Origin of the sequence: Limnoraphis robusta BA-68 BA1, from assembly GCF_034932365.1 — a bacterium.
GTDB lineage: Bacteria > Cyanobacteriota > Cyanobacteriia > Cyanobacteriales > Microcoleaceae > Capilliphycus > Capilliphycus robustus.
In genome coordinates this window covers 183,991-197,122 of record NZ_JAYGHR010000061.1, presented here as the reverse complement: position 1 = coordinate 197,122, position 13,132 = coordinate 183,991, and the positions used below count along the sequence as shown (strand labels likewise).

Genomic DNA, 13,132 nt, shown 5'->3' with positions numbered 1-13,132 from the left:
CTGTTGGTGAAGTGGATGCTCTGACAGTTTATATCCCACAATACATGAAGAAAATCGGAGGAAGTTGCGAGGAGTTGCGCGAGAACTTTTTGCTCATTCATCGGTTGTATTTTAGGGCTTTTTATCCTTATTTTTTTCGGGATAATACTCCGGGGGATATAAGCCAAAATTGTAGAGTTCTTTGGGGTCGGTTGTTCCGTAAGTGTCTGTTGCGTTGACGGTTTTCTTTTTCACTAGATAATTTCCTTTTTGACTTGATTGCGGATAATAATTTCTTCGAGCTTGCCCATATCTTCAACCGTTATAACGCCAATCTGTTGGAAAAAGATATGATTGGCAATTCCCGCAAGTATATGGGAAAGTTCGGCTAAATCCTGCTGTAATTGCTGAATTTTTTCTTCGGGGTTCATGCTGTTATCGTCTCCGGTTGCTTCAGTTGGTTTGCCGTCTCAATAATTAGGTCTAAAATCTCTGCCCTGTTGAGTTTTTGAAGGGATTCTGCCAGCTTAAAAATCTTTTCTTCGTACTCAATAAAGCAAAAATCTTCGAGATCGATTAACGAGTCCGTTAGCCCGTGCGATTCAAAATGTGATGACTTGGTTTTTGCCGTTGCTGCCAGCCCAAAAAGTAGGGTATAGCGTTGGTGTTCGGTCAGATTCTCCATCAGATTATCCCGTTGAATATTGTGTGCGGTGCGTCGTAATCTGGGGTAATATTTTTGCACTTTTCTCGCAGAAATTGAAAGGTTTTAAATCCAATCTCTACCGCTTCTACAAGTCCATCGCCGAATCCTTTAAATAACCAAATTGACAGGAAGATTGCGATGATTAGACCCCAATATCCCAGGCGGAATAGAAACTTGATAAGAGGTTGGTAATTGATGGGTCGGTTATGGCGGAAAAACTTTAGCATAATGAGATCCTTCCATTCATCAAAAGATTCCAGAAAAAACGGGGGAAAATAGAGGGTTGAATCTGAAAGCCTTTTTGGGCGTGGCTGTTGCTATAATGGCTTTCAGAAACTTAAAATCAATGCTTTTTGTGTAGAGTGCGATCGCCAATGTAAAAACTAGGCGATCCTTTTTACTTTTTAGCCCTCGGAACCGGACAGCATTTTGACATGGGTTAGCGGTTGCCCGGAGAGTAAAAAAGCGGCATCCTCAAGGGTAAATTCGTAGGATTGTAACGCCTCCAACTGGGTATTCAAGTTTTCAATAAGTCCTCCGCTTTCCTGTAAGCCTTCGCCGAATTTGCGGAGGGTTTCGCTTTCGACCAATCGCAGCATTTGCTTGGATTTTAAGTCGCTCGTTAATTCCACCAATTCCCGTTCGGTTTCGTTCAATCCCATTGCATCTGCAATGGAAGTCCGGCGATGCTCTGGGGAAGTTTTTGGCGGGTTTTGTTGAGGACGTTCCGTTGCTTTTTTCCCGTTCCCGTTCCCATTAGGCGACTGATTCATCGCATCTTTGATTGCTTGTTTGTCCGTGCTGTTCATGATTAATTTCCTCCAATAATTTACGAATGTTTGTGATGGCGAAATAACGAGACGTTTTGTGCTGAAGTTGGCGGAATTCCCACCAAATCTCTAAGATGTCGCGAGGATATCCCCCTTGACCTGTTACCTGCTTGGGGATTAAACCCAGTGCTTGCAGAACTGACTGATCGCGCTTTCGAGTTGCGTTTGAGAATCCTAGCCAGCTCTCTAGCTCTCGGGTCGTCATCCAGTAAATTGTCTCCGGGAGAACCTCTGACAGTCTCTTTGTGACCTGTCTGTAAGCTGAGTGCATCACTGGGTTCTCAACGGCTCACTGATGGTGAAATAAAAAAGCCATTTCTGGCGATCACTTCCGCTCACTCCCGCCACGCTTTAAGACCAGCTACCGGGTGGTGGATATCGGGGTAAGGGGTTGAAGTCTTACTCAATTAATTGTGAGTATTGCATATTTTATCATTTTTTATAAACAAAATAATGAATTTATATGATAAAGTCATCAAAATTAGACCTGTCTATGCAGATATAGTCGTAATAAGAGGTTAAGGTGATAAAAAATGATATGGCTAGCCGACAAGACAGGTTAACGATTGATATTCAAGGGTTCCGATCTGCTTTGGAAACTTACGCAGAACAGACTCACAGGAGTACATCAGGAGTAATCCGGTTGTTTATAGAAGAGGGGTTAAAGCGTCATGCTCCACATCTTTTAGAGTCTGAGGAGTCTTTGTCTGGAGAGGATAACGAAGATGCGATCGCGTTAGAGATCTTCAGAACGATGCTTAACAATGAATCACCGAACAAGGCTCAAATTTTTTTGCTGGCATCCAAGTTAAAGATCAGTCCCGAAATTGTTGCAAGCTTGATTGAGAGATGTGGGAATGGAGACACTATTAGAAATAGCAAGTAAAGCGGGATGGGAGTTTGGGGCTACTTTTTTAGACAATCCCAAGCCTGAGTTACCTACTGCTGATTTTTTGAACTGGTTTCTGGATGAAATCTGTACAACCGCCGATAAAACTCAGAAACCTTTCAAAATTAGATGGGGAGATGAATCGGTAACAATCCCCCCAAAGTTGAAAACTCTTGTATCTCGCATTATGAATACTACCAAAAATCAACAACTGATTACTTCTAAGGTTGTAACCCAGCCGTGCAAATATTGGACATACGACCTCATCAAAACGCTGAACCGTTTGGCAGAACTGGAATATCCCGCAGCGATGACCTCGCTTGACAACTACCAATTATGGGTTAATCCTTCTGCGGGTGAACTGTTCAACGTTGACCCGGAAGTGCTAACGACCGTCAAAATTAGCGATCATTGGCATCCTGCTGACTTGGAGCGGTTACACCAAACCTTAAAGCAGTCTGAGAAAAATAAACCGTTTGAATTCAGCTATCGCGCTGGTAAAAACAAAATAGACAAAGATGATGACGGTTTTCCCATTTGGTTTGAGTTTACCAACCGTTACGAGGTTGTAACTGATGACTGTAGCCGCATGGGTTACGTCCTTGATTGCAGGGTCATCTCTATGCCAGAAGAATTGAGAACAAATGCTCAGTTTATCTATTGATTAGCAATCAGCTAGAGATAGCAGGAAGTATCTGACCTGTTCTACGAGCTTAGGCTCTAGGCTATGAAACTGATGCTGGTTTGCCGTTTAATTGTCCTCGGTACTGATACCGGGGACTCTAAAAATACTCAAATTCGCTCACAGGATACGCTGTCATAGATTTTTTCCGCATACAAAAAGCTGTGAAACCTCTAACAGAACACGTTTCTCATAAGTAGCATTTTTAGGTGGATGGTAGTTAAACGAGCGGTCGCCTAATTTTAGAGAATGCTTGAATCGAGACCATATAAAAAATGCTGTTCGTTAAGGAAAATAAATCAAATGTTTATTATTGACGATGTTATTGCCGAGTTAGTTTCTCAGGGAGTTGTCGCAGTTCAAGATCGGCTCAACCGAAATGAAAAAGCGTTGAAAATTCTTAATAAATTTCAATTAAAACCCGAGGAACCGCCAGCAGATTTTGAAGGAATTTATGTCTATACTTTAATTGAATATGGAGTCGTTAAATCCGAAACTATTCTTCAAATTTTTCGAGAGGATGAGATCAAATCCGCTTTTCAAGAAGCCTTTGAACAAAACAATCCCAATTTGCTCCTAGAGCAAACAGAACAATATTTAGAAAACTATTATGTCGGACAGCAAATAAAATCTCGCAACATTGATTATCGCAGAGAATTGGCAGAGTTCAGCGCCTTATTTATTGAAATTATCAAGCAAACTCGCCTTCCTAAAGAGATTTTAGCTGACCATAAACTGAAAAATCTACAAAACAGTTTAGCCGAAATACAACAGCAGGTTCAAACCCTAAATTTTTCGGAAATTCAAACCCAACTCTCTCAAATTTCTGCCAGCTATCAAAAACTTCTGCCTGCGAGTCAAACTCGAGATTCCCAGTTGTCTCAACAACTGCGATCTTGGTTTAAAGCCTTAAAATATGACTTTGAACCGCATAATATTTCAGGAAAAAATTACTTTGAATGGATTGTTAATATTCCGGCTCGACGCGGATTTGATCGCGTTTTAATTCGAGGAGTAGAAAGAGAAGCCGGACTGGATGATTTACAAGCATTGCGCCAGTCTGTAGATACACAAAAAACTGATGAAGGTTGGTTAGTTACCCATCGAAGAATTAGTCGCGCCGCCAGAGATGAAGTAGAAAAAAATGAAAATCGGGATTTATTTTGCTATACCTTTGATGAACTCTTGGACGAAGTAGCAGATTTCAATGGATATTTGAACTGGCTGGAACAGCAGGTTAAAAGCCGTAAAATTGATGAAATGTATGTTCCATTGGCTTGTAGGAAAGAAGAAATTGATCCCCAAACAAAACAACGGATCGGGATGAGTCTCTACGATGAGCGAGAGGGCTGGATAGAAGGTTACATTGATATTTGGTTGGATGATCCGGCCAAAGAACATTTATCCGTTTTGGGAGAATTTGGAACCGGAAAAACTTGGTTTGCTTTCCACTATGCTTGGATAGCATTGAAAAAGTATTTGGACGCGAAAAAACGACGGGTTGAACGCCCTCGGATACCGATAGTCATTCCTCTGAGAGATTACGCAAAAGCCGTGAGTGTTGAGTCGTTATTTTCCGAATTCTTTTTCCGAAAGCATGAAATAAAAATTCCCGGTTATTCCGCTTTTGAACAACTCAACCGCATGGGAAAGTTGCTGCTAATTTTTGATGGGTTTGATGAAATGGCAGCACGGGTTGATCGGCAAGCAATGATTAATAATTTTTGGGAACTAGCTAAAGTTGTCGTTCCGGGTTCAAAGGCAATTTTAACCTGTCGGACGGAACACTTTCCCGAAGCTAAGGAAGGTCGAAGTTTACTCAATGCGGAGTTAAAAGCCTCAACTGCCAATCTTACCGGGGAAACACCCCAATTTGAAATGTTGGAGTTGGAGAAGTTCAACGACGAACAAATTCGGCAGGTTTTATCCTTTCGGACTAATTCAGAAACCGTTGACGAAGTGATGGGAAATCCTCAACTGTTGGACTTGGCACGTCGTCCGGTGATGGTGGATTTGATTTTGGCAGCGTTGCCCGATATTGAAGCGGGAAAACCTGTGGATATTTCGCGGGTTTATCTCTATGCCGTACAACACAAGATGGAACGAGATATTACCAATGAACGTACCTTTACATCTCTAGCCGATAAACTTTATTTTCTCTGTGAACTGGCTTGGGAAATGCTTTCAACCGAGCAAATGTCACTGAATTATCGCTCATTCCCCGATCAGATTCGTCGCATTTTTTCGGCGGAAGTTCAAGAACAAAAGGATTTAGACCACTGGGATTATGACATGAGAGGACAAACCCTCCTGATCCGCAATTCCGACGGGGATTATATGCCCGCCCATCGTTCGCTTTTGGAGTTTTTCGTTGCCTACAAACTGCTTGCAGAGTTGGGCGTCTTAGCAGATGATTTTGTCGAGGTTGCCAAACAAAGCCGTTGGATTAATACTCAACTGACCGCTCAAAATTATACTTGGCAAACCTATTTTAAACGTCAATCCAATGAAACGATTGCCCCGTTGAATACCTTCGACCCCGAACCCTTAGACATCTTATCGGATCGACTGCGACACGCTCCCTTAACAAAAGCCGTGTTAGACTTTGCGATACCAATGCTCAACCCCAACAATGTCCGAGAACGTCTCCTCAACTTAATTCAAGCGACACGGGGTCAAACGGAATCCGAAGTTGGTTATTGGCCGGGAAATCTTCTCAAACTGTTAACTCGTTACTCTTCCCACAGTTTAGAATACAGCGACCTCAGCAATACAGTTATTAAAAACGTTAACTTCTCGAATATCAGCCTTCGAGGAACAAATTTTACCGAAACAATGCTTACAAACTGTATCTTTAATCGAAGTTTAACTACTGTGTTCTCTGTTGCTTTTAGTCCAGATGGCAAGTTTTTAGCAGTGGGTGATAGTAGAGGAATTGTACAAGTCTGGGAGGCAACAGCCGGACGAGTTCTCCTTGTTCTACAAGGACATTTGTCTGGAGTTAACTCCGTTGCTTTCTCTCTCGACGGAAAAACCCTCGCTAGTGGCAGTTATGATAGAACGATTAAACTGTGGAGACTTAGTGACGGCAACTGCATCAGGATTTTAGAAGAACATTCAGATCGAGTTTACTCTGTTGCTTTCTCCCCTAACCGGAAAATTCTTGCTAGTGGTAGTAATGACAACACTGTTAAATTATGGTCACTCAATAATTTTACTTGTCTGGCTACTTTAAAAGGGCATTCACATGGGATCAGATCTATTGCTTTTTCTCCTGACGGAAAAACTCTCGCCAGTGGCAGTTTGGATAACACCATTAAGCTATGGTCACTCAATGATGATAACTGTTTCAAAACCTTAGAAGGACATTTATCTGTAGTCTACTCCGTTGCTTTTTCTCCTGACGGAAAAACTCTCGCCAGTGGCAGTTTGGATAACACCATTAAGTTATGGTCACTCAATGATGGTAACTGTTTCAAAACCTTAGAAGGACATTCAAATCAGGTTTACTCTGTTGCCTTTGCTCCCAACGGACAAACTTTTGCTACTGGGGGTGATGACACTACTATTAAGCTATGGTCACTCAATGATGGTAACTGTCTCAAAACCTTAGAAGGACATTTATCTGTAGTCTACTCCGTTGCTTTTTCTCCGAACGGAGAAACTCTTGCTAGTGGTAGTCGTGACCATATCGTAAAGCTTTGGAAAATGATTGATGATCGTTGCTTTGCTACTTTAGCAGGACATTCAACTCCTATTGATTCTGTAGCGTTTTCTCCTGATGGACAGACTTTTGCCAGTGGCAGTCGTGACAACACTATTAAGCTGTGGAGGCTCAGTGATAGCTATTGCTTCATTACTTTAAAAGAACATTCGGATTTACTGTACTCCGTTACTTTTTCCCCGGACGGACAAACTCTTGCAAGTTGTAGTCGGGACAAAACTATAAAATTGTGGAGCTTAGATGGTCACTGCTTTAAGACTTTAAAAGGACATTCAGATGGGGTCAGGTGTGTTGCCTTTTCTCCTAACGGACAAATTCTTGCCAGTGGAAGTTTTGACAATACTATCAAGTTGTGGAGCTTAGATGGTCACTGTCTTATGACTTTAAAAGAGCATTCAGATTGGGTCAACTCCGTTGCTTTTTCACCTGATGGAAATATTCTTGCCAGTGGAAGCTTTGACAATACTATTAAGTTGTGGAGACTTGAGGATGGTCACTGTCTTATGACTTTGGAAGAACATTTAGATTTGGTTAATTCCGTTGTTTTTTCCCAAAATGGAAAAACTCTAGCTAGTTGTAGTGACGATCATACTATTAAGTTGTGGAGACTTGAGGATGGACGCTGCATTAAAATTTTAGCAGGACATTCAAACTGGGTCAATTCCGTTGCTTTTTCCCCGGACGGAAAAACTCTAGCTAGTGGAAGTTCTGATAATACAATTAAGTTGTGGAGATTCAGTGATGGTCATTGCATTCAAACTCTAGAAGGACATTCATTCCGGGTCAAGTCTGTTGCTTTTTCATCCGATTCAAAAACCCTTGTTAGTGGAAGTTGGGATGAAACCGTTCGATTGTGGGATGTAGAAACTGGAGAATGTTTACGGGTAATTAGTGATAAGATTTATAGCGGTTTAAACCTTGCCGGAGTGAAAGGGTTAACCCACGTAGAAATTGCCACCTTAAAAGCGTTGGGTGCGGTGGATACGTTACCCCAATCCTCTAACTCTACGGGAGAAAACCTTTGAATGAAACCCACCAAAAAATTAATCGAAAATTGAACTTGATTTCAGCTTAAGCTCGTGACTATTCCCTACTTTTTACTTTATCAATTAATAATTGGGTCTATCTTTAGTCAAAACTACAGTCGTGAATTTTGGAGCGATTAGCTTCGCCACTGCGGGGAGCGCAATCCCATGATACTATTTTTCTGGCTGGATGTTCTTTTCCGCAGAAGTGCCAGAGTTTTCGGTTCATGATTTTTATTGCACGACGATGAGTAGGGGTTGTTTGAGAGAAATTAATGCTATTAATTACAGGGTTAATCACCGCAATTTATCTACTCAAACCGCAGAAACAAAGCGCGAGTCTTTTCACCCAGAAAAGACTCAATCAAATAGTCATCTAAGGTGAGCGATTATCACCTAGCTCAATCCCAAGTTGTCAATCTAGTTTAGACCCATAACATTTATTCAAATCGATTCCTACAAGTACACCTTGACAGATTCATTCTGGTATCCACTCCAAAAGTTCATTGGGTTGACATTGGAAAAAGTCGCACAATACCTCAAGAGTTTTTCCATCTGGTATCAAACTAGGGTTATTAACCAAGTTATACACAGTCTGTTTGGAAATCCTTCCGTCCTTGTAGATGCTGTACTTCGTGACTTGGCGAGACTCAATCATCTCGCGCAGCTTGTTGATCATTGGCATAAGTCCCTTAACACCACTCTCATCATAAGTAAAGCCAAATAGACTGTCTACTGCAATAGCCATATCTTATACAGACTGAGAAGACTGATAAATAAGTCTAATAAAATAGACGTTTATTTAGATTGACAGTCCATTAAAATAGACATATACTGATTACAGAGACAACAAAAATCAACCAAACTACAGCACCTAGACAACTGAATACAGCCTTTACCCTCATTCACGGGAGAGAGGGAACGGTTTGAGGTCTAAATACAAAAACATCCCCTCAACAGCTATTTGCAGCCAACGAGGGGAAAAACAAAACGTTACTTTACTTACAACATGACACAAGCAACAGCTTTTACACAACTCCCTGACGAGGTTCAGCGCGACATCGACCTGAAAGTTCAATTGGAACTCGAAGGGACGCACCTCAAAGCTGATAACAGTCCAGTGAGGCAACTCAACTTCACCGACCAGGTATCTTGATTGGCTTGTTCAAGGTGAATTCGCGCCGCCAAATTGGGGCAGATTTCAGTCCCCGATTTTTTCGCAAGGAACCTACAAAAATTCAACCCGCTCAAATACAAATCAACTGCAATCGACACAACGAAAGAACAAGAAAGCCGGAGTAAAAATATGGAAACTCAACACGAAGACTTCAACAAAATCTACCAAGCTTGTTTACAGGGAATTCTCGCACAAGCAGCAACAAATAACGGTTCGCTGATGGCATTATCCCAAGATACCAGCTTGGGCCAGGAGATGCGGAAAACCCTCGTCAAAGCGGCTAAAAAACTGGCGATTGAAGCCGTAAAACAGCTTGAAGAATGAAGCTCAAAGGGGGTCAAAACTGACCCCTTAAATATTTCACCAAGAAAGAACGCTGCCAACTCCACTCATTAATAATCATGGCAACTCAACTCGAAACCAAACAGAAGCCGCCCCTAACATTTATAGTCCCTACATCCCCATCCCTACCCTCGGAAAACTTCAAAGGATGGGATGCGTTTGCCCAAGACGTTTATATCTTTGAAGTCAGCATTAAATATGGGGCGAGACAAACCCTGGCATTGGACGATGCCGATCTGGGAATCCCCGAAGCGGTTCGAGAAAAACTCAAAGTTAAATCAGACCGAATCAAGGGCAACAAACGGGTAACATTTTCCCGCGAAAAGCAACTCGCCAAAGGACGGTTAGAAGCAATCCGCGATCGCATTGAAAAGCTGACCGTCGTGTTTGAATTGGGGCGGGTCATCCACATTCAGGACATCAGCGAAGCCCTCCAATGCTTTGAAGAACTGCAAACTGAAGCCCAGTCAGAATCCGAAAATTTGGCTGTCCTCTACCCCCAGGAAAAACAAAGCTTTCTCGACGATATCGAAGACATTCTCAATTCTAGGGGGATTTCCCAAACCGACATTGATGCAGCCCTTGAGGTTTACGAGGCGCAATATCCGAGTCCGGGGGAACTGTCAGACATCCGGGTGGAGGTGCGGCGTTTCACCAAAATTCCCTCCCACCGGGAATACCTGGAAAAACGGGCTAACTACGCCCAACAACTCAAGCAAGCTGAACTTGACAAAGCCGAAGCGCAGCGCATCAAGGCCGAAGCCGAATTATTTGAGCGAGGATATCTTGCCCAACAGCAGGCGCTCGCCACCGGACTGACAATGGCGGCAAATACCAGTTGGGAGAAATTAGCCTCGGTACTGCAACGGTTTGGGGAAATTCAAGGCACACCCAACGGCAAGCAAGCCCCCGGACTGGAAACAGCCATTAAAGAACTGAAGGTGGTAGCCAAATTCAATCCCCAATTGGACGGGTTGCTCGAAGAAATTGACGCTTTAGACCGGGCTTTTCGGGAAGGGTCAGAGGATGCCCCAGGCTTATTGCAGGAATTTCACAACCACCTCCGTTCCCTCCGGGTCAGTCACGGTACCGATGGCTTCGAGCAGGTTTGGAAGGTACTTGATAGCGATCGCAAACTCAAAGAATTCCTCGCCAAACTGGAAGAAATTGACCCGGAAGCCCTCGCCCCCTCGGAAATTCAAGATATCGAAGCGCAACAGGCACAACTGATCTCCATGTTCAGGGGCAAGTGCAAGGCTCTGAAAAAAGCCATGACCCAGTTTAACCGGGACTATCAAAAAGCCACAGGACGCAGTATAAAGGTTGCTCAGAACGAAACGGACACCGAAGCCGAACCCATGCAAGCCCAAACCCCTTCTTCTGCTGAAACCGAACTCGAAAACATCATCACCACCGCAGCAGTAGGTGACGAGTCGGTTGGATTCTAGAACGAAGGCAGAAGGCAGCGCTCAACCATCTGCCATCTGCCATCTGCCCTCTGCCTTCGATTTCCATTTGCATCAAGGAGAAATCACCATGACCGCCACACAGCCCAAAACGGATCAAACCTCACAAACGCTACAAAAACGCTTTGACAAGCTGCGAGACGAACTTAACGCCAAATTCTTGGAACGGGAAAACATGATTGACGGAGTGTTAGCCTGTTTACTCTCAAAACATCACGGGTGCTTATTCGGCCCTCCTGGGGTTGCCAAATCCGCCATCATTCGGTTGGGTGGTCGGAGCCTTTGGCGATAGCCGATACTTTGAAACCCAATTACATGAGGGTAGCGTCCCCGACCTGCTCATTGGGAATATCTCAGTAAAGGAGTTAACCGAAAGCGATCGCCTCATTCGCAACTACCGGGGGAAATTGCCCGATGTGGAAGTCGCCTATGTCGATGAAGTTTTCAACGCCAATTCAGTGACACTGCACAGTTTACATTCCATCCTCAACGAACGCATCTTTGACTCTGGTGTAAATTGATAATAAAGTTGGTAAATTGATAATAAAGTTGGTAAATTGATAACAAAGTTGGTAAATTGATAACAAAGTCGGTAAATTGGCGTGCGCTGTGATAATCTTGGATAGTAAAAGTGTAACCAGCCGTTTATCATGGCTAGAAGTAAGCGAGAATGGACCCAAGCCAAGTATGAACGATATCTGGATGTTGGTCGTGGTCAAGGGGAAGGAAAAAACTATGTCCCCTGGATCAAGGTTCAAGACTTTCCTTCTGAGGGTCGTTCCCACAGAATTCCCGGGTGGAAAACAGGTCGAGTACATCACTTACTCTCAGATCAGGAGAAGCGAACATTTTTTTTATTCGAGTGGTCTGACATCGTAATCGATATTAGAGAGCAATACCCACTAGCGGATCTGGATTTGGCATTGAAGATTGCTGATGAAATGAATTTTAAGTATCCAGAAGATCCCCAACATCACATTCCTTACATCCTAAGCACAGACTTCATGATCACCATTGAACGAGATGGAAAACCTGTTCAAGTAGCGAGAACCGTTAAGTTATCAAAAGATTTAGAAAAAAAAAGTGTAGTAGAGAAATTAGAACTTGAAAGGCGATACTATGAGGCTTTAAATATTGACTGGGGAATAATCACCGAAAAAGGCATATCAAGAATGTTCGCAAGTAATGTGGAATGGATTCACCCGAATTATCATTTAGAACCAACTGGCAATGCGGATCTTGTAGAACTCCGTCGCATCGCAAATATATTAAAAGACCAACTGAGTCGCGCGGCAGCAGAAAATACTCCGATTACAAAGATAACCACCGATTTAGATCGGGAAATGAATTTAGATCCGGGAATTGCACTGTATTTGTTCAAACATTTGGTTGCCAGAAAAGAGATTATCGTAGATATGTTGAATTCAAAAATATCAAGCAATTTATCCACCACTGCTATTCAAAAAATTCGGGAAGATAGTTATGAAGAATGAAATTTTTGTCAACGATCTTATACAATGGTCATCCGATTGCGCTCTTGACTCGCTAATTGAGAGGGTTGTTTGGATTGATGAAGGCTATATAATTGCCTTCGTTGTTGATATTTATGCAACCAAAGGATTTCCCTATATTCGTTCCATCAACGATTTGAAAGAAGCCTTAAGACATCAAAAAGCATCCAAGTTGGAGGTCGATCCTTTGGCAATAGCGATTAAAGAAGACCGTTTATCTGCGAGGGAGAAAGAACTTCGAGACATTGCGTGGGAAATTATTTCACCGTTAGTAACCCAAGAACCCGATATATATTATCGGGAGCATCGGGGCAAGCTCATCAAACAAGCGATCGCTGAATATCAACAAAAGCATGAGGGTAATAAACTGGCGGAGAAAGTGGTTTATAAACATTTGCGGAGATTTTGGCAGGGAGGCAAAGTCAAAAACGCTTTATTACCAAATTATGCCAATTCGGGGGGAAAAGGAAAACGAAGATCATCGGGGGAGAAAAAAAGGGGAAGACCCAAAAAATATAAACATCATCCAGAAATTGGGGAAGGAATTAATATTACCGAGCAAGACCGAAAAATTTTTAGAATCGCCCTCAATAAATTTTATTTTAATAAACAGCAAAGTTCTCTAAAGACAGCATACAAGTTGATGATTAAAGACTATTATGCGGAAGAATATCAATATGACGAAAACAATGTTAAATCATCCATTTTAATTCCGCCAGAGACAATCCAACTTTCACTCAATTTCGCTACTGGTATGAAACTGAAAACAGCAATTTAGAAAAGACAATTACGACCCGACGA

Annotated in this window: 15 protein-coding genes; 9 read left to right on the top strand and 6 right to left on the bottom strand. The window is 42.5% G+C overall.

The features are described from left to right. Positions 1-111 precede the first annotated feature (111 nt). The 5 genes from VB836_RS14175 to VB836_RS14155 form a co-directional block, all read right to left on the bottom strand. Positions 112-234 (bottom strand): hypothetical protein, encoded by a 123-nt coding sequence (locus VB836_RS14175; protein WP_323219969.1) that lies wholly within the window; start codon positions 232-234, stop codon positions 112-114. Then, a complete protein-coding gene (locus VB836_RS14170; protein ID WP_323219967.1) occupies positions 234-410 on the bottom strand; it encodes a hypothetical protein in 177 nt (58 codons plus the stop codon). Before VB836_RS14170 ends, VB836_RS14175 begins: the two co-directional genes overlap by 1 nt. After that, positions 407-724, bottom strand: coding sequence for a hypothetical protein (locus tag VB836_RS14165; RefSeq protein ID WP_323219965.1), 318 nt, complete (start codon positions 722-724; stop codon positions 407-409). The genes VB836_RS14170 and VB836_RS14165 overlap by 4 nt, the downstream gene beginning before the upstream one ends. A 365-nt stretch (positions 725-1,089) precedes the next feature. After that, positions 1,090-1,494, bottom strand: a complete 405-nt coding sequence (locus VB836_RS14160) for a hypothetical protein (RefSeq protein ID WP_323219963.1) — start codon at positions 1,492-1,494, stop codon at positions 1,090-1,092. After that, positions 1,442-1,720, bottom strand: a complete 279-nt coding sequence (locus VB836_RS14155) for a hypothetical protein (protein ID WP_323219961.1) — start codon at positions 1,718-1,720, stop codon at positions 1,442-1,444. Before VB836_RS14155 ends, VB836_RS14160 begins: the two co-directional genes overlap by 53 nt. Positions 1,721-2,053: 333 nt before the next feature. On the opposite strand from VB836_RS14155, the gene VB836_RS14150 reads away from it, so the two are divergent. The 3 genes from VB836_RS14150 (at position 2,054) to VB836_RS14140 (ending at position 7,835) form a co-directional block, all read left to right on the top strand. Then, on the top strand, positions 2,054-2,401 hold the full coding sequence (locus VB836_RS14150) for a hypothetical protein (protein ID WP_323219959.1): 348 nt from the start codon (positions 2,054-2,056) through the stop codon (positions 2,399-2,401). A 190-nt stretch (positions 2,402-2,591) separates the two neighbouring features. After that, entirely contained in the window at positions 2,592-3,068 is a 477-nt protein-coding gene (locus VB836_RS14145; RefSeq protein WP_323219957.1) for a PAS domain-containing protein, read from the top strand. Between the two features lie 321 nt (positions 3,069-3,389). After that, positions 3,390-7,835, top strand: a complete 4,446-nt coding sequence (locus tag VB836_RS14140; protein ID WP_323219955.1) for a WD40 domain-containing protein — start codon at positions 3,390-3,392, stop codon at positions 7,833-7,835. A gap of 478 nt (positions 7,836-8,313) precedes the next feature. On the opposite strand, the gene VB836_RS14135 is transcribed toward VB836_RS14140, so the two are convergent. Continuing rightward, positions 8,314-8,583 (bottom strand): helix-turn-helix domain-containing protein, encoded by a 270-nt coding sequence (locus VB836_RS14135; protein ID WP_323219954.1) that lies wholly within the window; start codon positions 8,581-8,583, stop codon positions 8,314-8,316. 558 nt (positions 8,584-9,141) lie between these two features. On the opposite strand from VB836_RS14135, the gene VB836_RS14130 reads away from it, so the two are divergent. The 6 genes from VB836_RS14130 to VB836_RS14105 all read left to right on the top strand — a co-directional run bounded on the left by VB836_RS14130 (position 9,142) and on the right by VB836_RS14105 (position 13,109). Then, a complete protein-coding gene (locus VB836_RS14130; protein ID WP_323219952.1) occupies positions 9,142-9,336 on the top strand; it encodes a hypothetical protein in 195 nt (64 codons plus the stop codon). Between the two features lie 77 nt (positions 9,337-9,413). After that, on the top strand, positions 9,414-10,802 hold the full coding sequence (locus tag VB836_RS14125; RefSeq protein ID WP_323219950.1) for a hypothetical protein: 1,389 nt from the start codon (positions 9,414-9,416) through the stop codon (positions 10,800-10,802). An 88-nt stretch (positions 10,803-10,890) separates the two neighbouring features. After that, positions 10,891-11,112 carry a hypothetical protein gene (locus VB836_RS14120; protein WP_323219948.1) on the top strand — a complete coding sequence of 74 codons (222 nt, stop codon included), beginning with the start codon at positions 10,891-10,893 and terminating at the stop codon, positions 11,110-11,112. Further along, positions 11,090-11,341: an AAA family ATPase gene (locus tag VB836_RS14115; protein ID WP_323219946.1), complete on the top strand. Its 252-nt coding sequence runs from the start codon at positions 11,090-11,092 to the stop codon at positions 11,339-11,341. Before VB836_RS14120 ends, VB836_RS14115 begins: the two co-directional genes overlap by 23 nt. A 129-nt stretch (positions 11,342-11,470) precedes the next feature. Next, complete coding sequence (locus tag VB836_RS14110; RefSeq protein ID WP_323219944.1) at positions 11,471-12,313, top strand: TnsA endonuclease C-terminal domain-containing protein; 843 nt, start codon at positions 11,471-11,473, stop codon at positions 12,311-12,313. Then, on the top strand, positions 12,303-13,109 hold the full coding sequence (locus tag VB836_RS14105; protein WP_323219942.1) for a hypothetical protein: 807 nt from the start codon (positions 12,303-12,305) through the stop codon (positions 13,107-13,109). The genes VB836_RS14110 and VB836_RS14105 overlap by 11 nt, the downstream gene beginning before the upstream one ends. Positions 13,110-13,132 lie beyond the last annotated feature (23 nt).